Annotated in this window: 17 protein-coding genes and 1 pseudogene; 15 read left to right on the top strand and 3 right to left on the bottom strand. The window is 39.1% G+C overall.

Annotation, left to right across the window (positions count from 1 at the left end; all coding sequences use genetic code 11):
* The first annotated feature begins 8 nt into the window (after window positions 1–8).
* Together BGM26_RS17390 and BGM26_RS17385 are read left to right on the top strand one after the other, a co-directional pair.
* Window positions 9–893: a 5-oxoprolinase subunit B family protein gene (locus tag BGM26_RS17390; RefSeq protein WP_217041444.1), complete on the top strand. Its 885-nt coding sequence runs from the start codon at window positions 9–11 to the stop codon at window positions 891–893.
* Window positions 894–1,871: a 5-oxoprolinase subunit C family protein gene (locus tag BGM26_RS17385; protein WP_217041439.1), complete on the top strand. Its 978-nt coding sequence runs from the start codon at window positions 894–896 to the stop codon at window positions 1,869–1,871.
* Window positions 1,872–2,047: 176 nt separating this feature from the next.
* Here BGM26_RS17385 and BGM26_RS17380 read toward each other — a convergent pair whose 3' ends face one another.
* Window positions 2,048–3,469 carry a sigma-54 interaction domain-containing protein gene (locus BGM26_RS17380; protein ID WP_217041437.1) on the bottom strand — a complete coding sequence of 474 codons (1,422 nt, stop codon included), beginning with the start codon at window positions 3,467–3,469 and terminating at the stop codon, window positions 2,048–2,050.
* 940 nt (window positions 3,470–4,409) lie between these two features.
* Between BGM26_RS17380 and BGM26_RS17375 the strand changes: the two genes are divergently transcribed.
* A complete protein-coding gene (locus BGM26_RS17375) occupies window positions 4,410–5,600 on the top strand; it encodes an ornithine--oxo-acid transaminase (protein ID WP_217041791.1) in 1,191 nt (396 codons plus the stop codon).
* 297 nt (window positions 5,601–5,897) lie between these two features.
* On the opposite strand, the gene BGM26_RS17370 is transcribed toward BGM26_RS17375, so the two are convergent.
* Window positions 5,898–7,061, bottom strand: coding sequence for an ROK family transcriptional regulator (locus BGM26_RS17370; RefSeq protein ID WP_217041436.1), 1,164 nt, complete (start codon window positions 7,059–7,061; stop codon window positions 5,898–5,900).
* A 396-nt stretch (window positions 7,062–7,457) separates the two neighbouring features.
* Between BGM26_RS17370 and gndA the strand changes: the two genes are divergently transcribed.
* From gndA to larC2, 8 genes and pseudogenes are all read left to right on the top strand, one after another.
* A complete protein-coding gene (gndA, locus tag BGM26_RS17365) occupies window positions 7,458–8,870 on the top strand; it encodes an NADP-dependent phosphogluconate dehydrogenase (protein ID WP_217041434.1) in 1,413 nt (470 codons plus the stop codon).
* A gap of 354 nt (window positions 8,871–9,224) precedes the next feature.
* Window positions 9,225–10,493, top strand: coding sequence for a nickel pincer cofactor-dependent isomerase, group 22 (locus tag BGM26_RS17360; RefSeq protein ID WP_217041431.1), 1,269 nt, complete (start codon window positions 9,225–9,227; stop codon window positions 10,491–10,493).
* A gap of 208 nt (window positions 10,494–10,701) precedes the next feature.
* The gene (locus BGM26_RS17355; RefSeq protein ID WP_217041430.1) at window positions 10,702–11,472 is read left to right on the top strand and encodes an SDR family oxidoreductase; all 771 of its coding nucleotides are present in this window, start codon (window positions 10,702–10,704) and stop codon (window positions 11,470–11,472) included.
* 89 nt (window positions 11,473–11,561) lie between these two features.
* Window positions 11,562–12,361 (top strand): annotated as a pseudogene (gene larE / locus BGM26_RS17350) (ATP-dependent sacrificial sulfur transferase LarE).
* A 116-nt stretch (window positions 12,362–12,477) separates the two neighbouring features.
* A complete protein-coding gene (locus BGM26_RS17345) occupies window positions 12,478–13,950 on the top strand; it encodes a gluconokinase (RefSeq protein WP_217041427.1) in 1,473 nt (490 codons plus the stop codon).
* Window positions 13,951–13,971: 21 nt separating this feature from the next.
* The gene (larB, locus tag BGM26_RS17340; RefSeq protein WP_217041424.1) at window positions 13,972–14,745 is read left to right on the top strand and encodes a nickel pincer cofactor biosynthesis protein LarB; all 774 of its coding nucleotides are present in this window, start codon (window positions 13,972–13,974) and stop codon (window positions 14,743–14,745) included.
* On the top strand, window positions 14,726–15,553 hold the full coding sequence (gene larC, locus BGM26_RS17335; protein WP_217041421.1) for a nickel pincer cofactor biosynthesis protein LarC: 828 nt from the start codon (window positions 14,726–14,728) through the stop codon (window positions 15,551–15,553). Before larB ends, larC begins: the two co-directional genes overlap by 20 nt.
* Before the next feature lie 201 nt (window positions 15,554–15,754).
* Window positions 15,755–16,219, top strand: coding sequence for a nickel pincer cofactor biosynthesis protein LarC2 (gene larC2 / locus BGM26_RS17330; protein WP_217041419.1), 465 nt, complete (start codon window positions 15,755–15,757; stop codon window positions 16,217–16,219).
* 122 nt (window positions 16,220–16,341) lie between these two features.
* On the opposite strand, the gene BGM26_RS17325 is transcribed toward larC2, so the two are convergent.
* Window positions 16,342–17,007, bottom strand: a complete 666-nt coding sequence (locus tag BGM26_RS17325; RefSeq protein WP_217041416.1) for a GntR family transcriptional regulator — start codon at window positions 17,005–17,007, stop codon at window positions 16,342–16,344.
* A 426-nt stretch (window positions 17,008–17,433) separates the two neighbouring features.
* Here BGM26_RS17325 and BGM26_RS17320 point away from each other — a divergent pair, with 426 nt between their 5' ends.
* From BGM26_RS17320 to BGM26_RS17305, 4 genes are all read left to right on the top strand, one after another.
* The gene (locus BGM26_RS17320) at window positions 17,434–18,450 is read left to right on the top strand and encodes a zinc-binding alcohol dehydrogenase family protein (RefSeq protein ID WP_217041415.1); all 1,017 of its coding nucleotides are present in this window, start codon (window positions 17,434–17,436) and stop codon (window positions 18,448–18,450) included.
* A gap of 257 nt (window positions 18,451–18,707) precedes the next feature.
* Window positions 18,708–19,739: a TRAP transporter substrate-binding protein gene (locus BGM26_RS17315; RefSeq protein ID WP_217041413.1), complete on the top strand. Its 1,032-nt coding sequence runs from the start codon at window positions 18,708–18,710 to the stop codon at window positions 19,737–19,739.
* Window positions 19,740–19,806: 67 nt separating this feature from the next.
* Complete coding sequence (locus tag BGM26_RS17310; RefSeq protein WP_217041412.1) at window positions 19,807–20,367, top strand: TRAP transporter small permease; 561 nt, start codon at window positions 19,807–19,809, stop codon at window positions 20,365–20,367.
* Window positions 20,364–21,644 carry a TRAP transporter large permease gene (locus BGM26_RS17305; RefSeq protein ID WP_217041410.1) on the top strand — a complete coding sequence of 427 codons (1,281 nt, stop codon included), beginning with the start codon at window positions 20,364–20,366 and terminating at the stop codon, window positions 21,642–21,644. Before BGM26_RS17310 ends, BGM26_RS17305 begins: the two co-directional genes overlap by 4 nt.
* The last annotated feature ends 145 nt before the right edge of the window (window positions 21,645–21,789 follow it).

Below are 21,789 nucleotides of genomic sequence, written 5' to 3'. Positions count from 1 at the left end.
GACTTCTATTGTTTAATTTACCTGAAACTAAATTTAATTTCGGCGGCGATGAATACATATATGCAGAAATTTCCCGTGATATGAGAGTTGAAAGTAATTTTAAAGCGCTTGCGGTCACAGAGGAACTAAGAAAAAGGGAGATCCCAGGTATTACTGATATTGTTTCATCTAATGCGTCCTATTTAGTTCGTTATAATCCGGACATCATCGCAGCGAGAGATTTACTCGATTATATAAAAAAAATTGATTTAACGAAAAGCGATCCAGCAGAGTTGAATTTATCCGTTCGCATCGTAGAAATTCCTGCTTGGTATGATGACCCTGTGACGAGAGAATATTCCCGCCGCTTTAAGAATAGACACCCCGAACCTGACTTAACTAATTTCGAGTATGTAATGAAATTAAATGGATTTATAGATAAAGAATCATTCATACAATCTCATTCAGAGACACCCTATTTAATCACGATGGTCGGGTTTCTCCCAGGTACGGCCTGGCATTTTCCGCTCGGCTTGCAGCCAGATGAAATTATTCAAGCACCGAAATACAATAGTCCCCGAATAGATACGCCCGAAAGAAGCATTGGGATTGGCGGAGCATTCAACGTGATTTATCCTGTCAATGGGCCAGGAAGCTATCAGTTAATTGGCCGATCTGCCATCTCTGTAGTAGAGCGAACAAATCATTTAGAAGAACTACAAGAGACTTCTTTTTTGGCTAGGCCAGGAGATATTTGGAAATATCGTCCTATTAATGAATCCCAATATAATGAGATTACAAGTGACGTAAGAGCTGGAAAGTATCGTTATAAAACGAAAGATATTGACCTTTCTCCACTTGAATATGTTGAAAAAGGTAAAAAATACATCCATGAGCTAATGGGGGACTTTTAAATGATTGAAATTAAGGAGCCTGGGTTATGGACAACGGTACAGGACATGGGACGTTTCGGAAAGTATCATCTGGGCGTGCCACCCTCAGGAGCAGCTGATAAATATTCATTTATGATTGGAAATCTTCTTGTAGGGAACCCGGTTGAATTTGCGGCGCTTGAGATGACCTTAATAGGGGGAACGTTTGAGTTTCATAGAAATTTAATTATTGTCTTAACAGGTGCACCAATGGAAGCATACTTAAATAATAAACCGTTACCTTTCTGGGTATCACGCCAGGTAAAAGAGGGAGATATTCTAACGATAAAAGCTTGCCAGAAAGGGGTAAAAAGTTATCTGTGTATCTCTGGAGGAGTCAAGGTTCAGGATGTCTTGGGTAGCAAGTCTACTTATGAACTAAGCCAGATTGGGGGTTTCCATGGCAGAAAGTTGGCTGCAGGCGATAAGCTTCAGATAAATGAACCATTGCCAGGGGCTTCAAAACAGATTGGAAAATCAATTCCATTAGAATTTGTCCCGTCCTTTAATCATTTTCAGGAAATACGCGTCACGATGGGGTTATCTGGTTACTTAATGAGTGACCACGGGTTGAAAACATTCCTCAATTCGGAATGGACGGTTTCGCACGAATCTAATCGAGTTGCCTATCGATATACAGGTGCAAGGGTGTCATTAACTGGGCAACACCCGCCATTCGGTGCAGGAAACAGTTTTTCAAATGTTGTTGATTTCGCATACCCCATTGGCTCGATTATGTTTCCAAACGAGGAAGAACTAATTGTTTTACAAAATGATGCAACGACAGGTGGAGGCTTTGTCACAATTGGCACCGTCATCAGCCAGGATTTAGATCGAATTGCTCAATCAAGACCATCTTCGAAATGCCACTTTATTGCAGTGACCATTGATCAGGCCATTCAAGCACGTGCAGAAAGAAGAAATAGGCTAGAAACACTGGTCAAAATGATTAAACGATAGGATAAGCATAAATATAAAATTAGTAAAAATATATGGGAAAAAGATTAGTGGAAACTTATATTATAGAAAAATTTAGTATGATCAACGGAAATTTAATATATCAGCGAAAATCCAAATATATCCCCCATTGAGCAGGCGGGGGATAAGTTCTTCTCATAAAACTTATAATTACTATATCAATTCTGTCTGCTGATCTGATATTTCTTGAGACGATATTGAAGGTTTTGCCGGCTCATGCCAAGGGATTTTGCGGCTTTGGTTATATTATGATGATGATGTTTTAATATTTTTTGTAAATAATATACTTCTGTTTCTTCAATATATTGATCCAAAGGTTTGATTTGGCAGCCTTTTACAATATGTAGGTGATTCTCAATTCCGTCCGATATAATTTCTTCCGACTTGAATTGCGGCTTATTTCGGAAATGAATCGGCAAATGGGAATAGTCAATTACCTCCTCATGATCAATTAAGTTCATTGCTCCCTCAACAACATGCTCTAATTCACGGACATTTCCGGGCCACTCATATTGTTCAAACTTATCGAGAACACCCTCATCCATTCCTTTAACACCCATCCCGAATAATTGGTTATATTTCACAATGAAATATTGTACAAGATCTTTAATATCTTTTTTTCTTTCTTTTAACGGAGGAATGAACAGAGAAACGACACTTAGCCGGTAATATAAATCCTTGCGGAGTCTGCCCTCGGAAATCGCATCGATAGGGTCTTCATTTATCGTCGCGATAAATCTGACATCCACCTTTCGATCCTTCGTATCACCAATTCGCCGGACGGATTTTTCTTGCAATACTCGTAAAAGCTTCGCCTGGAGAGCGGGATTAAGCGAATTAAGTTCATCGAGCAGCAATGTGCCGCCTTCTGCCTGTTCAAAAAGCCCCGGCCGCTCTATCGCACCAGTAAATGCCCCTTTTTTTGTTCCGAAAAGCAATCCTTCGATTAAGCTATCAGGCATGGCAGCACAATTTTGCGAGATGAATGGTTTTGACGTGCGGCTGCTGCCATTATGAATACTCTGGGCAAATAGTTCTTTTCCTGTGCCTGTATCCCCGATGATCAGAACTGAAGAGCTCGTACGGGTTGCACGTTTGCTGGCTTCGATAACATCCTTAAGCTGGCTGCTGCTCCCAATAATACTGTCGAATGTAAAGCGGGTATCCCCTTTTTTATTCATATTCTCGCGAATGAGTTTTTCTAATTTTGTCACGTCGCGGGCAATTTCCATCGCTCCAATGCGGACGCCATCTTCCGTAATCGGAAATGTATTGTTAATTGTTGTGATTTCCTGGCCCTTATTATTAAAATAGGTTTGTTTGGCATTTTTGATCTCGTCCCCTTTTGCCAGGGCCTTAATAAGTGTACTATCTTCATTCGTGTGAAAAGAAAAAACGTCTAAGAGGTCTTTATCGAGAACATCTTCAAACTCCATTCCCTCGATTTCAGCCATTTTTTTATTATAGATGATGGTTTTCCCTTCATGATCGATGACATGGACGCCAATATCGATTTCTTTAAGGATTTGCTGGAAAATCTCATTTTTCAACTGAAGCTGAGCGATTTCTTTCTTGTGCATACACATGCTCCTTATTTGATTCTTCCCTTAAGTGTATACAGATGAATACTGAGGTGCAATTAAATTTTGCTCTTCTGAAAAATAAAACGATTAAAAGGCAAATATTATTTGCGTGTAAAAATTAAAGGCTCATTTCTAATAGATTGTTACTTCATAGCACCAAATGATTTTTCGATCCTCATCCCCCCATTATGAGGATCGTTTTTCTCTTTTTTGAGTAGAATTTGGTCCTCATAACGCCTTTATGAGGCTCGTTTTTCTGTTTTCGAGTAGAATTTGGCCCTCATGACGCCATTATGAGGCTCGTTTTTCTCTTTTTGAGTAGAATTTGGTCCTCATAACGCCTTTATGAGGCTCGTTTTTCTGTTTTTGAGTAGAATTTGGTCCTCGTGACGCCATTATGAGGCTCGTTTTTCTGTTTTTGAGTAGAATTTGGTCCTCATGAGGCCTTTATGAGGCTCGTTTTTCTGTTTTCGAGTAGAATTTGGTCCTCATAACGCCTTCATGAGGCTCGTTTTTCTGTTTTTGAGTAGAATTTGGTCCTCATGAGGCCATTATGAGGCTCGTTTTTCTGTTTTCGAGTAGAATTTGGTCCTCATGACGCCTTCATGAGGACTATTTTTCCTTTTGCGAGTAGAATTTGGCCCTCATAACGCCTTCGTGAGACCCGTTTTTCCTTTTTTGAGTGGATTTCGGTCCTCATGAAGCTCTATTGGTGAAACTTTTCACCTTTTCAAATTGATTGATCGTATTTAAAAGCAACAAAGTTTGTGAAAAGATCCAAATTAAAAAACTATATTTATTCATTTTTTGAAAAATGGCATACTTCTTGCAAGTTAAATAAATATCAAAAAATCTCCGGGGGTTTAAATTATTGGCGCTTACGTTACAATAAGGGAGATTAACCCGGAAGTAGGAGGAATATATAATGAAGACTGAAATGACTAAATCCAATTCATTAATTGAACAGACTGAAAAGTACGGTGCTAATAACTATCACCCGCTGCCGATCGTAATTTCGAAAGCAGAAGGTGTATGGGTAGAGGATCCTGAGGGAAATAAATACATGGATATGTTAAGCGCCTATTCTGCAGTTAACCAGGGGCATCGCCATCCTAAGATTATTCAGGCATTAAAAGATCAGGCTGACCGTGTAACATTAACTTCTCGTGCGTTCCATAATGACCAGCTTGGCCCATGGTATGAAATGATCTGTAAATTAACAAATAAAGAAATGGCTCTTCCGATGAACACAGGGGCAGAAGCAGTTGAAACAGCGATCAAAGCTGCGCGCCGCTGGGCATATGAAGTAAAAGGAGTAGCGGATAACCAAGCAGAAATCATTGCTTGTGTGGGCAACTTCCACGGCCGTACTATGACAGCTGTTTCCCTTTCTTCGGAGGAAGAATACAAACGCGGATTCGGCCCAATGCTTCCAGGCATTAAGCTAATCCCTTACGGCGATCTTGAAGCGTTGAAGAATGCGATTACCGAAAACACGGCTGCCTTCTTAATTGAGCCAATTCAAGGTGAAGCAGGAATTATCATTCCCCCTGAAGGATTCATGAAAAAGGCTTATGAGGCTTGTAAAGAAAACAATGTTTTATTTATTGCAGATGAAATCCAAGCTGGTCTTGCGCGTTCGGGTAAGATGTTTGCATGTGAATGGGAAGATGTAGAACCGGATATGTACATTTTAGGAAAGGCGCTTGGCGGGGGAGTATTCCCAATTTCTTGCGTAGTTGCGAACAAAAGTGTGCTTGGCGTATTCAATCCTGGTTCACATGGCTCAACTTTTGGCGGGAATCCGATGGCATGTGCGGTCTCCATTGCATCCATGAATGTCCTAGTTGAGGAAAACCTTGCAGATCGCTCACTTAAGCTTGGTGAATATTTTGTGGATAAATTAAAAGAAATCAATAACCCTCTTATCAAAGTAATTCGTGGTCGCGGCTTATTTATTGGTGTTGAACTTACGGAACCTGCACGTAAATATTGTGAGGCATTAAAAGAAGAAGGCTTATTATGTAAAGAGACGCATGATACAGTCATTCGTTTTGCTCCTCCACTAATTATCAGTGAAGAAGAATTAGATTGGGCAATTGAACGCATAAAAAAAGTTTTAGGGTAACGATCCAAAAAAGCGAAAAAATCCTTGCACGGTGCAAGGATTTTTTGCGTATTATTACTTGAATTTTCCTCAAAAAGGTTGGGTGAAATATCATTCGTGACGACTGATATACTTAAATGGAATTTTTGTAACGCTTCCAATTCACTGCTTTTTTCTAGTATTTTAAATCCTTTCAAAAGTGTTTAATGAAAGAACGAAATTGTCGACTGCAAAAATGATTCTTTCTGTTACAGGTATATTTTTAGCTACTTTTGTTCCAGGTAGCCATTGGGATATTCATATAGCCATTTGAACATCTTAGCCTTCGAGTGGTAGATTTAGCATTGGAACATCTAAGAACTGTTTAATTGCAAGTGCACAAGCACCCATACTGCACGCACTGTTGCCGATTGAAGAAATTAACAATTCTCGATAATGACTGATGGAGGAATTCAGATTTTTGTTAATTTTATTTACGGATTCTGGAAACATACGAAGCAGTTCACTATCAAGTACTAGCACGTCTGGATTGTACATGTTAATAATATTATTCAAGCCAATGGAAAGGTAGTAAATAAATTCTTCCATCTGTTCGTATACAACTTTATCGCCTTCATCAAACCAGCTTTGAATATGCTCATAAGTCAGACTCTTAACTTCCTTTTTTTCGGCGAGTAGTTTTAATATAATGGATTCGGACGCGTACTTCTCCCAGCATCCTTTGTTTCCACATTCACATTGCTTCCCTCTAGGTTCAACAATCATATGGCCAATTTCACCTGCATATCCATCATTCCCCCGAAAAAACTCACTGTTCATCATCATCCCGAGACCTATGCCAGAATAGAGGGTTACACATAATAGGTTATCTGTATCATGGTGTGCAAATACTCGCTCGGCAAAAGAGCATAAATTCGCATTGTTTTCGAGAGAAATTGCGATATCGATTTCTTTTTCTAAATCTTGCTTTAGGTTAATATTATGCCACTGAAAACGAGGGACATAGTGAATGACTTCATCTTTTGATATCAGCCCATGGATACCAATAACAATTCCAGCAATTCCGTAGCGGCTTTCTATGAAACCTTCTTTGTATTTGTTAATCTGTTCAATTAATAGACGAAGAATCTCCGAATAGTCGGTCGTATTTATTTCAATAACTGTTGACGAAACGGGTACACCGATAAGATCTGAAAGTGTAAAAGAAATTTCACCATAATCAAGGTCAATACCGATCACATAGCCTGCTTGCCTGTTTAAAGAAAGCATGATCGGTTTTCTTCCGACAGAATTATGCTCAAGTTGTGTCTCTACTAACAGTCCTTCATCGATTAAGTCTGCAACTTGTGCTGAGACGGTCGCTCTCGTTAATGCTGTAACCTTGGATAAATCTGCCCTTGAAATCATCCCTTCCTTTACAATTTCACTGATGATTAAAGACCGATTGATTTTTTTTATATAAGCCGCATCACCGGTAACCATTTATATCCTCCATTCGAGCATCATTCATGCGTCTCTCTTATAACAGTACCTTAAATGATAAGGGCTTGCTGATTCGTATTTACTTACCAATGAGTTCAATTGACGAATTATTATAAAAGTGATAAATTAAGTATATAATTAATTAGTTTAATAAACAAATTAAAATAATAAAACTTTCGTTTACATTTTATTATTTTTGAAAAGGTTTACAGTAGGCCGTGATATTAACTAGGTAGAAAAAGGATTAGCACATTATGAAGGAAGTTTCTTGAACAAACAACAGGGGATATTGGTAATCATAATAAAGAAATATGCTTTTTTGGAACGATAATGGTACTATGTGAAATATTGATATTTATAAAATTATGTTCATTTAGAAAGGAATGGGATTAAGTTATGTCTAAGCAACAAATTGGTGTTATCGGTTTAGCGGTGATGGGAAAGAACTTGGCAATGAATATTGAAAGTCGAGGCTATTCTGTTGCTGTTTATAATCGTTCATACGATAAAACAGAAGCATTTCTTAAAAACGAGGCAGAGGGGAAAAACTTTGTCGGCGCACAAACAATTGAAGAATTTGTGAATTCTCTAGAAAAGCCACGAAAAATACTATTAATGGTTCAAGCAGGTAAGGCAACAGATGCTACAATCGATTCATTAAAGCCATATCTTGAAGAAGGCGATATCCTTATTGATGGTGGCAATACCTTCTTCCAAGATACAATCAGAAGAAATAAGGAGCTAGAAACTGCTGGATTCCATTTTATTGGTACAGGTGTTTCCGGTGGTGAAGAAGGCGCATTAAAAGGTCCTTCTATCATGCCAGGCGGTAAAAAAGAAGCCTATGATCTTGTAAAGCCAATTTTAGAAGCTATTTCAGCTAAGGTTGAAGGGGATCCATGTTGTACATATATTGGGCCAAACGGTGCCGGACATTACGTGAAAATGGTTCATAATGGGATTGAATACGGAGATATGCAATTAATTTCAGAGGCGTATTTCATTCTGAAGAATGTACTTGGCTTAGGTGCAGCTGAGCTTCATAATGTATTCGCTGAGTGGAATAAAGGTGAACTAGATAGCTACTTAATTGAGATTACCGCAGACATTTTTACAAAAGTAGACGAGGAAACAGGTAAACCAATCGTTGATCTGATTTTAGATAAAGCTGGACAAAAAGGCACAGGCATGTGGACAAGCCAAAATGCATTGGACTTAGGTGTTCCGCTTCCATTGATCACTGAATCTGTATTTGCCCGCTGTATTTCAGCAATGAAAGATGAGCGTGTGAAGGCTAGTAAAGTGCTTCATGGTCCAGAAGCGGAAACTTATGAAGGAAATAAAGAAGAATTAATAGAAGCAGTCCGCAAAGCATTATATATGAGTAAAATTTGTTCATACGCACAAGGATTTGCGCAAATGCGTGCTGCGTCCGAAGAATACGATTGGAATCTTCAATATGGTGATATTGCGATGATTTTCCGGGGCGGCTGTATCATTCGTGCACAATTCTTACAAAAAATAAAAGAAGCTTACGACCGAGATCCAGCATTAGCGAATCTTTTATTAGATCCTTACTTTAAAGAAATTGTTGAAAGCTATCAGCAAGCGTTACGTCAAGTTCTTGCAGTGGCAATTGAGCGTGGGATTCCAGTGCCTTCGTTCGCAAGCGCTATTGCTTACTATGATAGCTATCGGACAGAAACTCTTCCAGCAAATCTGTTGCAGGCACAACGGGACTACTTTGGAGCGCATACTTATCGCCGAGTGGATAAAGAAGGAGATTTCCATACGAACTGGATGGAGTAAGAGATTGATTTAATAAATAAAAGTATTCTTCCATAAATATAAGAGGCAATCAGCTTAGTTCAGCTTGGAATTGCCTCTTTTTTTTAGGGAAATGGTTTGGAGCGGTCTTATATTACATGTAATGTGATCTCATGAGGAACATTTTAACTTTATTCAGCAAAAGTCTAAACGATATAAGTGGCGGGATTAATGGGAAAAGGATCCAATTCAGTGGGGGGTTCAAACTCTGGCTGAATAAAGTTAAGCCTCCGGCGGATGCCTCAGATTTTTTAAAGGAATTTATCGAGCAAGCACGATAAAAATCTGGGCGCAAATACGCCAAGGCGAATTTGATAAGAAGGGGTGAGGGAGATCATGGGTATTCTTCAAGAATTAGTAAAAGATATTCCAGTGCCAAAAATGGCAAAAGTTAAAGTGAAGTTTGATGATAAGATGATCGATGATCTTGGGCATGCGCTGAATGAAAAATTACAGCAAGTACATATTCAGAAAAAAGTTCAGCCTGGAATGGAAATCGCAATTGCAGTTGGAAGCAGGGGTCTTGATCGTCTCGTGGAATTAACTGCGGTAACGGTGCAATTTCTAAAAGAATTAGGAGCAAAGCCATTTATCGTACCGAGTATGGGAAGCCATGGAGGTGCAACAGCCGAGGGGCAGACCGAAGTTTTAGCGCATCTTGGCGTTACCGAGGAAAGCGTCGGTTGTGAGATTCGCTCCTCGATGGAGGTAGTTAAGATTGGTGAGTTGCCAAATGGATTGCCTGTTTATGTCGATAAATTCGCAACCAAAGCAGATGGCATTGTCGTCATTAATCGAGTGAAGCCACACACCGCCTTCCGGGGACCGGTTGAAAGCGGAATTATGAAAATGATCAGTATTGGTTTAGGGAAGCAAAAAGGGGCAGAAGCCTGTCATCAATTGGGTTTTAAATATATGGCGGAAAACGTCCCAGCAATGGCACAGATGATTATGGAGAAGCAGCCGGTGCTTTTTGGTGTGGCAACGGTTGAAAATGCTTTTGATAAAGTGGCGATTGTGGAAGTGCTTACGCCAGAAGAAATTAATGAAAAAGAAGCGAGCCTGCAAATAAAAGCAAAAGAATTATTACCAAAGCTTTTCTTTGAACAATTGGAAGTTCTTGTGATTGATCAAATCGGGAAAAACATCAGTGGAGATGGAATGGATCCGAATATTACAGGCCGCTATCCAACCCCTTATGCTTACGGAGGGCCAGATGTCAACAAAATGGTCGTACTCGATTTAACTCCCCAAACTGAAGGGAATGCGAACGGGGTAGGAACAGCTGATTTCACTACGCAAAGACTTGTAGACAAGATGGATTTAGAGGCGACATATGCAAATGGGTTGACATCTACTGTTGTGGCGCCGACCAAAATAGCAACAACATTGCCTAATGATCGCGAAACGATTCAAGCAGCGATTAAAACAAGCAATATCTTAGATTTTAAAAATGTAAAGATGGTTCGGATTAAGAATACTTTAGAGCTAAGTGAGATTGAAGTATCTGAAGCTTTGCTCGAATATGTGGCAAAACATCCGAATATGGAACAGAGTTCAGATCTTTTCGATTTCCCGTTCGACGAAAAAGGGAACTTATTTTAACTTTATTCAGTAAAAGTCGCCACTTCTATAAGTGGGGAGATGAATGCAAATAGGTATCCAATTTAGTGGGGGTTCAAACCTTGGCTTAATAAAGTTAAGCCTCCAGCGGATGCCTCAGATTTTTTAAAGGAATTTATCGAGCAACTAAGGTAAAAATCTGGGCGCAAATACGCCAAGGTGAATTTGATAATTTAGGGAGAGTAGAGACATGACACAATTATTCGATTTAAGCGGAAAAACAGCGGTTGCAATTGGCGGAAACGGTGTATTAGGATCATCAATGGCAATAGGGTTGGCAGAACACGGAGCAAAAATTGCAATTGTTGGCCGTAATTTAGAAAAAGCAGAGGAAGTTGTTAAGGAAATCGAAAATAATGGCGGAGTAGCAAAGGCATTTCAAGCAGATGTTAGCTCACGCGACTCTTTAGTTCAAGCTGCTAGTGAAATTGAACAGTGGTCCGGCGGATGGGACATTCTTTTGAATGCACCAGGTACGAATAGTGCGACCCCGTTTTTTGAACTTGAAATGGACGAATGGGACAAAATAATGGATATTAATTTAAAAGGAATCGTGTTAACATGCCAGATTTTTGCGAAGAAAATGATTGAGCAGGAACGAAAAGGAAGCATTATTAATATCTCTTCTGTTTCTTCGACCACACCATTGTCAAGGGTATTTACGTATTCTGTCTCAAAGGCAGGGCTCAATAGTGTGACACAGTTTTTAGCGCGTGAATTCGCACCAAATGGCATCCGTGTTAATGCAATTATTCCAGGATTTTTCCCGGCGGAACAAAATAAGAAAATTTTAAGCCCAGAAAGAATTGAGTCGATCATGAACCATACACCAATGAATCGATTTGGTTCACCGGAAGAACTACAAGGTGCTACCGTTTGGCTTGCATCTGAAAAAGCGTCAAGCTTTGTTACAGGGACACTGATCCGTGTCGATGGTGGATTTGGAAGCATGACTATTTAATCTAGATACTCACACAGTAACGCCATTATAAAATAAGTTAACATTGGTTGGATTTAGAATAGAGAAAGTAAATAAAGGGAGATGAGACAATGTTAGCAGAGAAATACAAGAAATTAACATCTATTCTCCGAGAAATGGAATCAGTAGTTGTTGCATTCTCAGGAGGAGTCGATAGTACGTTCCTTTTAAAGGCGGCTTACGACACATTAGGTGCTGATCATGTTCTTGCTGTAACAGCTGCTCTGAAACATATCCCTCAAGTGAGCTAGAAGAGGCAAAAGTATTAGCAGGGCAAATCGGTGTTAAACATCAAGTGATTGAAACGTCCGAATTAGCGATTCCTGGTTATGCTGTGAATGATAAAAATCGATGCTACTTTTGTAAAGGTAGTTTATTTGATCATTTAATCCCAGTCATGGAAGAAAAGGGCTTTCAAAATGTAATTTATGGAGTTATCGCCGATGATATGAATGAATTTCGACCAGGCATGCAAGCCGCGAAGGAAAAGGGGATTCGCGGTCCGCTTCAAGAGGCTGATTTATTTAAACAAGAAATCAGGGAGCTTTCACGTGAACTTCATTTGCCAACATGGGATAAACCCTCATTTGCCTGTCTATCTTCCAGGATTGCCTATGGTGACTATATTACTAAAGAAAAACTAACCAAGGTTGAGAAAGCGGAAAGCTTTTTAAAATCCCTTCATATCCGTCAAGTACGGGTCCGAACTCATCAGGATATTGCCAGGATTGAGGTCGAACCAAATGATATGAAAACTGTTCTTGAAAACCATGCCTCTATTGTTAGAGAACTCCAAGATTACGGATATAAATATATAACTTTAGATTTAATTGGCTATCAGAGCGGCAGTATGAACAAGGTTCTTAGTTAAATTAGGTTAAAAAAAGTACAAAAGGCTTTGGAAAGATCCAAGGCCTTTTATATTAACGATAAAGCAGCATTATTAATAACATTATTCTCTATTATTGGAAAAAAGGAAGATGAATCATGTCAAGAGAGTTTGTAATGGGACTTGATATCGGAACGACAAGTGTTAAAGCATGTATTTTTAACACGAATGGAAAGATAATTGCAGAAGCGGAAAAAATGAACACATTTTATTACCCGCAGTCAGGCTGGGTGGAGCAAGATCCAATTGAAATCGAGCGATCTGCTGTATTAGCTATTAAGGAAGCGATCCAGAAAGCCGCTATCGAGAAAGATGAGTTGATTTCGCTCGGTTTTTCTGCTGCGATGCATTCCCTTATTTGTGTGAATGAGGAGGGCAGGCCAATTTCACCTGCACTCATTTGGGCCGATGGAAGAAGCAATAAACAAGCTGAAGAATTATCAGAAACAATACGCAAGAACATTTATTCGAAGACAGGAACACCCATTCATCCGATGACACCATTTGTAAAGTTATTATGGATGAAAGAAACACATTATGAACCATACAAAGAGGCAAAATACTTTATGTCGATTAAGGAGTATTTACTTCAATGCTGGTTTAATGAGCGAGTAATCGATTATTCGATGGCATCAGCAACAGGGTTATTTAATCCGACAAAGCATAAATGGGACCAAGAATTATTAGAGCTAACTGGAATAAGAGAAGAGCAGCTATCGGAAATTGTTCCTCCGACTAGAACATTAACAGGAATCAATCGTCATATTGCTGACGAAATGGGAATTATTCCGGAATTGCCTTTTGTAGTTGGGGCTGCTGACGGCCAATTGGCTAATTTAGGGATTGGTGCGATACTCCCAGGTGAAGTCGCTGTTTCAGTTGGCACTAGCGGAGCCATCAGGCAAATTACAAAGGGAGATAAAATTAGCGAAAATCAAGAAACCTTTTGCTACTCTTTTACTGAGGATTCTTCTATCATTGGCGGCCCGACGAATAATGGGGGGATTGCCTTACAATGGTTAAAAGATCTCTTAAATGACCAAGGAGGCTATGAAGAATTCCTAGCAGAGGCAGAGCAGGTTCCTCCTGGAGCGGATGGGATCATTTTCCTCCCTTATATAAATGGTGAAAGAGCACCGATTTGGAATCAGCGTGCAAAAGGGAACTTTTATGGGTTATCGGTTACACATAAAAAAGAACATTTTATCCGTGCAGTTTTAGAAGGAATTACTTTTAATCTCTATCAAATCGGGAAGGCTTTAGAGAAGCTAGCTGGGGAACCCCAAAAAATTTATGTTAATGGCGGCTTAGCTAGATCCCCATTATGGCTGCAAATGATGGCAGATGTATTTGAAGCGGAAATTTATGTTCCGGAAAGCCACCATAGTGCAGCATGGGGAGCAGCATGGACGGCTTTAGTTGCCATTGGTAAAGTAAATTCCTTTGAGGACATTAAAAAGAATATCCCAATGGGCGAAGCGATTGTACCGAATAAGGAGAGCAGTGAAATTTATAAGAAGATTTATGAGAACTATGAAAACTTTGCAAATGACATGGCTAAGTATTTTTAGGGTAAGTAAGGGGGGAATCGAATGCTTGAGGAAATTTTAGAGAAAGTTCAAAAAGGGACCCTTAGTATAGCAGAAGCAAAAGCAGAATTAGCAACATTCGAAAATTTAGGCTTTGCAAAGGTTGACCACCATCGAAAGAAACGACAAGGCTTCCCCGAGGTGGTTTACGGGGAAGGGAAGACGGCGGAACAAATCATTTCGATTATTCAAGTGTTGAGAGCACGAAATAACCAAGTGCTCGTGACAAGAGTTTCAAAAGAAAAGGCGGAAATGATCCAAAGCGTATATCCTGATTTCATATATAATGAAATTGCTAGCATTTTATTTTGGAAAGAGCATAACAAAAATGTCCAAGACTCTCAAGGGTACATTGCTGTGATTTGCGCTGGTACATCTGATTTAAAAGTTGCAGAGGAAGCGGCGGTCACCGCAGAAGTATTAGGAAGCAAGGTTCACCGTATTTATGATGTTGGTGTAGCGGGGATTCATCGGCTTTTGAATCATCTGGAAGAAATTCAAAATGCGACGGTTTCCGTTGTTGTTGCTGGAATGGAAGGGGCGCTCCCAAGTGTGGTAGGCGGACTTGTTTCCCATCCTGTTATTGCGGTCCCGACGAGTATTGGTTATGGAGCAAATTTCAATGGATTATCCGCCTTGCTTACGATGTTAAACTCATGTGCTTCTGGTATTAGTGTGGTAAATATTGATAATGGGTTTGGCGGGGGATATAACGCGGTCTTAATTCATCAGCTTGCACAAAAAGGGGCAGGAAAAAATGAAGACACTTTATTTTGATTGTTTTTCTGGAATTAGTGGAGATATGGTCATTGGTGCGCTTATTGATGCGGGAGCCGATCCTAATCTGTTAGTAGAAGAATTAAAAAAGCTTCAGATTGAGGATGAATATGAATTGAAGTGGAAAAAGATTGTAAAGAATGGGATTACCAGCACAAAGTTTGATGTGGTGCTGAATGGGCCTAGTCATGAGCATAGTCATGATCACCAACATGGGCTTGACCATCATCATAATCACGAACATAATCACGTTCATTATCATGATCATGAAAAGGAGCATCACCATCATCATGACCATGACCATCGGGCCTACAAAGATATAGTCAGGTTAATAGAGGGTGCTAGTTTTTCCGATCAGGTGAAGGAAACAGCTCTTAAAATCTTTAAAAAAATTGCCGAAGCGGAAGGGCTTATCCATGGCATCCCATTCGAGCAAGTTCATTTTCATGAAGTGGGAGCCGTAGATTCGATTATTGATATTATCGGTGCAGCCATCTTAATTCATCAATTAGAAATATCCGTCATCAAGTCATCACCAATTCCTGTGGGAACAGGGAGAATACACATCGACCACGGTATTTATCCGGTACCTGCTCCTGCGACACTTGAAATTTTAAAAGGAGTACCGATTGACCAGTCGAATATTAGAGCCGAACTTACGACACCGACAGGGGCAGCGATTGTCTCCGTACTTGCAGAAGAATTTTGTTCGATTCCCTCTATGAGGATTAAGGCAATTGGCTATGGAGCTGGTACAAAAACCTTTAAAAACCATCCTAACGTCCTCCGAGTCATTATTGGAGAGTAGGGTTTTGTGTGTGTTTGTGGAAGGCTGTTTTATAATAGATTGTTGCTTTTGTTACCATTGAAAACGATGAGTGGATTGGAGCGGAAGGCAAGTGCCAGTAGCGAAAAGGAACGGTCCGATAACATAAACTTTACCAAAACAGCCTTATGGAATGGGAGCAGGAAAAGACTATATTATCTTAAAGTGAAAGGAGACTGCCTGATGGTCTCTCATCCACCAAATCATGAACATTTCGATAATCAAATGGTCAAAATGGAAGTCAACCTTGACGATATCTCTGGTGAATGGCTTGGCTATGTAATGGATTTGCTCTTCGAGGCAGGGGCCAATGATGTGTTTTATACACCTATTTATATGAAAAAAAATCGGCCAGGCATCTTGCTTCAGCTCCTTTGCAGCAAAAAAAAAGTGAGCCGGATGAAAGAAATCCTTTTTAAAGAAACAACGACTTTAGGATTGCGTTATTTTCCATTAACCGTTCATCGATTAGAGCGGTCGTTTGTGAAAATTGAGACGGAGTGGGGTCCTGTAACGATCAAAGAAGGCATCCATGAAGGACAAATTGTCCAGCGAGCGCCGGAATACGAGGATTGCCGTCAAATTGCAGAGCAGCATGGCATCCCTCTAAAAAAAGTTTATGAGCAAGTTTGGAAAGCTGTCCAATAAAAAAGGTTCATCCGTTTTGGGATGAGCCTTTTATTATGCACTTTTTCTGTTATTCTTTTTATCCATTTAGTTAAAGCAAGCGAATTATGTCATCTACACCGAAGTTGTGTTATCCATTTAACTTAGTTCATTACCTCATTCCACCGCAATTCAGCTTCCTTTTTTAAACTTTCAATATGCAGTGTTAATGTTCCTAAAATACTAGGCAAGTCTCGTTCCAGCATAGCTTCATATAATCGTCGATGATCCTTATGTCTTGTTATTGTACTCTCTAGTGAAGTGGAGTGGACGATTCGGGACAGGGATACGTGTGTGTTTAATGAGGAGTAGATTTCCGTTATTTTTGTATTTTCTGCCAAATCAATTAACATTTTATGAAATTGCATGTCTAATTTACTATACATCTCAAACGGAAAGGGCGTAACTTCAAGCAAAGAATCCATCTCTTGAACAATTCGTCCCCATTCATCTATTTTTTCATCAGTTATTATGTTGATGATTCGTTTTGCTGCCCACATTTCTATCATTAAACGTGCATCAATTACTTCAATAAACTCAGTAAAATTTAATTGAGTCACATAAGTTCCTTTACGTGGAATGATCTCAATTAACCCCTCATGAACAAGATGATTAATTGCATCTTTTACTGGAGAACGGCTGACCCCGAACTCATCGGCTAATTTATGAATATCTAGTTTTTCACCAGGTGTATATTTTCGCCCAATAATTTTTCCGCGCAAAACATCGTACACTTGTTTAGTCAAAAGTGAAGTTTCAATTTTAGACAAGTTGAGTATTCCTCCTGTTTATCCAATGATCATTTATCTAATCAGATGGGATAATAGCCCTTAACAAATCTAACATGAAACATGTCATGGGGAGATTAGACAAAATCAAATTTAAGTTTAATAAGTTTAATTATATCGTTTCTTTTGTAAAAAGAAAACAACTGCTATCACTAAATAAGGAGAAAGTTTTCAAAATATAAAAAAAGTATTGACGAGAGAAAAGAAAAGATAGTATTCTATAAATGTGATATGTAACATTTCACATATCAATTTTATAGAAAAGAAAGCGCCACCATTAAAGTAAATTGATCGTTGCTATTTTCGGTAAATAAGGGGCAGTCGGGACAAATCTATCGTTATCCATAGATTTACCGGTAAATGAGACATTGCATCAATTTTTTTAAAAATCTTAAGGAGATTATCACCATGAACAGTCTAGTTTTAAAAGAGCCAAATAATTTTATCATGACAGATATAGAAATACCTTCATTAAAAGAAGGTGAAGCTTTAATTCGAATTCGTCGGATCGGCATTTGCGGAACTGATTTCCATGCTTTTCGAGGCCGGCAGCCGTTTTTCACTTATCCACGCATTTTAGGTCATGAATTGTCTGGAGAGATTGTGAGTATTCCGACAAATGGGAACGATTTCAAGGTTGGGGATAATGTTGCAATCATCCCTTACCTCGAGTGTGGAAAATGTATCGCCTGCCGCAGTGGAAAGACAAATTGTTGTACGGAGTTAAAGCTGATTGGCGTTCATATTGATGGCGGGATGCAGGAATATCTTGCAGTTCCAATTACACATCTCATGAAAACAAATGATATTACTTTAGATCAGGCAGCAATTGTTGAATGTCTTAGTATTGGTGCACATGCTGTAAGACGTGCAGATATAAAAAAGGCAGAGTTTGCAGTTGTGATTGGGGCAGGTCCAATTGGATTAGGGGTCATGAAATATGCGAAACTCGCAGGTGCTCAAGTGATTGCTGTTGATATGAATGAACAGCGTCTAAATTTTTGCCGCAAATGGGCAGAAGTCGATTATACTGTAAACGCAGCGAATGAAGATGCCTTTGAAGAAATTAAGAAAATAACGAATGGTGAATTTGCAACCGCTGTCTTTGATGTTACCGGAAATGCGAATTCTATGAATAATGCGTATACATTTGCCGCTCATGGCGGACGTCTGATCTATGTAGGACTTGTCCAAGCAGATATTACCTTCCCAGATCCGGAGTTTCACAAAAGAGAACTAACGTTATTATCAAGCCGAAATGCGACGAGAGAAGATCTAGAATATGTCGTACAGACGATTAAGCAAGGGCAAATTAACACAGATGAATTCATTACTTCTAAAACACCATTTTACGAAATTATTGAGAAATTTGAAATGTTCATGGAACCGGAATCAAATACAATCAAGGCCATGATCACTATATAAAAAACAAAGGCTGCTTTCTAAATGATTGTTGTTTTTAAATAGATTTTTATATGAAGTTGATTGGAGCGGAAGGTGCGAGACTCCTGCGGGAATAGCGGGACAGGTGAGACCCCACAGGCGCAGAGCGCCGAGGAGGCTCACCGCCCGCCCCGCGGAAAGCGAGCATCCAGGAGCGGAAATCAACTTCACCACTATTTGGTTCAATAGCAACAAAGTTTACGAAAAACAGCCAAAAACAAAAAGGGGAGTTTAAGAAAATGAAAAAATTAGGACTCGTTTTTGCGTTATTTCTTGTAGTCGCATCCATTTTATCAGCTTGCGGAAATAAGCAAGAAACAGCTTCAAATGAAGCAGATGGAAAAGATCAAACGTACACGATTAAATTAGCGAATTATTATGCACCAGATCATCCGCAAAACATTGCATTGCTTGAGAAATTCAAACCGCTAGTTGAAGAAAAATCAGGCGGTACATTGAAAGTTGAAATTTACGAAAACAATAAACTTGGTGGAGAAAAGGATTTCTACACTGCTGTTCGTAACGGAACAATTGAAATGGGACTTCCAGGCATGATCATGCAAGCGGATGTTCCGAAAATGGGCGTTATTGAATGGCCATTTTTGTTAAATGATTTCACACATGCGAAAGCAGTGTTAGATGGACCGATAGGAAAAGAACTAACTGATGAACTTGCAAGTACACATGGTGTTCATCCATTAGTATGGAGCGCGAATGGATTTAGAATGGTTTCCTCTAGTAAAGAAGTTGCAAGTATGGATGATTTTAATGGTCTGAGACTTCGTATGCCAAATACACCTGTATTTGTTAAATTAGGTCAATTATTAGGAGCGAACGTTTCTCCGATGCCTCTTTCAGAAGTATTTACAGCACTTGAGCAAAAGGTTGTTGATGGACAAGATAACCCGATCGGGGTTGTTAAATCTTCAGGATTTAATGAAGTTCAATCGCATATTCTAGAGTCACGTCACGGATTTACTCCAAACGTATTAATCATTAATCAGAAATTCTGGGAAAAATTATCCGACGATCAAAGGAAGGCTATTGAAGAAGCGTCAAAAGAATACTCAGATTATGAGTGGCAATTATCAGAAGAAAGCTATGAAGATGATAAGAAGTTCCTTATTGAAAAAGGGATGAAATTTATTACTCCAGATGATCAATTCAAGCAGCAAATGAAAGATGCAGTTCAACCAATTTACGCAGATTACTACAGTGAATATCCATGGGCTAAAGAAATGGTCGAAAAGATTAAAGAAGCGGGAAAATAATCATTTAGTAGAGATTTTGGGTTCTATATGAAGAACCCTTCTCTACTTTTGTAAGGAGTTGTCACCGATGAAAGGATTAGTATACAAGATTGATGCTCTTTTAAAACTCGTAATCGTGATTTGCTTGTCACTGATGGCAATCTTTGTATTCACAAATGTTGTCTTGCGATATGCTTTTAATTCAGGAATCACCTGGTCTGAAGAAGTATCACGGTTCTTGTTTGTTTGGTTAATTTTTTTAGGTGCGATCCTTGCATTTAAAGATAATGAGCATTTGGGAGTAGATTCATTCGTTAAAAAGCTGCCATTAGCAGGCAAAAAAGTAGTTTATACCATTAGTAATATTATATTGCTTATAACACTAGTATTCCTTTTTGATGGAAGTTGGAAATTAACATTACTTAATGTGGATTTATCAGCACCAGCTACTGGAATGTCTTACGCATATATTTACGTATTCGGTGTAATCATGAGCGGCGCAATGATACTTATTATTCTATTTAAGTTATTTAGATTTATTTTTAAAAAGGATATGAGCCAATTAATAATGACGACAGGTTCTGAGGAAATTGTAGAATTAGCAGAGCTTGAAAATGTCAAAGACAAAACGGAGGCGAAGAAGAAATGACATTAGCAGTCTTTATTATATTCTTGCTAGGTGCCATGGCTTTGGGAATTCCGATCGCCTTTGCATTAATAATTAGCGGTATTGGACTTATGTTAGCAATGGGCATTTTTGATACCCAAATTCTAGCCTCTAACTTAATTCAAGGTGCTGATAATTTCCCTCTTATGGCTATTCCTTTCTTTATTCTTGCTGGAGAGTTGATGAATGCAGGGGGAATCTCCAAACGAATTATTAATTTTGCGATGGCCTGTGTGGGACATGTTCGTGGCGGTTTAGGCTATGTAGCAATTATGGCGAGTGTTTTGTTTGCGGGTTTATCTGGCTCAGCTGTTGCGGATACGGCAGCACTTGGTGCTATTCTAATTCCGATGATGGTAAGTCAAGGGTATAATCGAAATCGTTCAGCAGGATTGATTGCAGCTGGCGGGATCATCGCTCCAATTATTCCACCGAGTATTCCGATGATCGTCTTTGGGGTGACGGCTGGCGTTTCCATTACAAAATTATTTATGGCTGGGATCGTACCTGGCCTGATTCTCGCAGTTTTCCTAACAATTACTTGGACAATTGTTGTAAGAAAAGAAAAAATGGAGTCTAAGCCGCGTAAATCTGGTAAAGAAATATTAAAAGCTACGATCTCCGCATTTTGGGCATTACTATTACCTGTTATCATTATTGGTGGTTTACGCGGAGGGATCTTTACACCAACGGAAGCTGCTGCAGTAGCAGCGTTCTATGCTTTATTTGTTGGTTTGGTTATTTACCGAGAATTAAAGTTCGCGCAGCTTTATGAGGTACTTGTAGCGGCTGCAAAAACTACGAGCGTTGTTATGTTATTGGCTGCAGCAGCGATGGTGTCAGGCTGGTTAATTACAGTTGCAAATATACCTGGGCAATTAACAGGAATACTTGAACCTTTTATGCATAATCAAACGTTATTACTGATCATCATCGTATTTATTGTACTTATTATAGGAACATCGATGGACGTAACGCCTACAATCTTAATTCTTACACCTGTACTTATGCCAGTTGTTATTTCAGCAGGAATCGATCCAGTCTACTTTGGGTTAATTTTTGTGTTAACTACTTGTATCGGGCTATTGACTCCACCTGTAGGAACGGTCTTAAACGTCGCCGCTGGTGTTGGGAAAATTGGAATAGACGATATTGTGAAAGGCGTTTGGCCATTTTTACTAGCAGAAGTCATAGTTGTCTTTGTCCTTATAATGTTCCCTTCACTAGTCTTAGTTCCATTGGAATGGTTTACGAAATAAGAAAAGTATTACATTGTGGAATTGAAAAAGGTGGCAGACTCCAACGCGATTATGAATTGCGTTAGAATCTGCCACCTTTTCGTTGTTTATAATCTAGGTTATTTTCATAAACTTTGTTGCTTTTTAAGTATGATTTTATATAACC

The sequence above is a fragment of the Bacillus sp. FJAT-29790 genome (assembly GCF_019039215.1).
Lineage (GTDB): Bacteria > Bacillota > Bacilli > Bacillales > Cytobacillaceae > Cytobacillus.
This window is presented reverse-complemented; position numbering and strand designations above follow the sequence as displayed.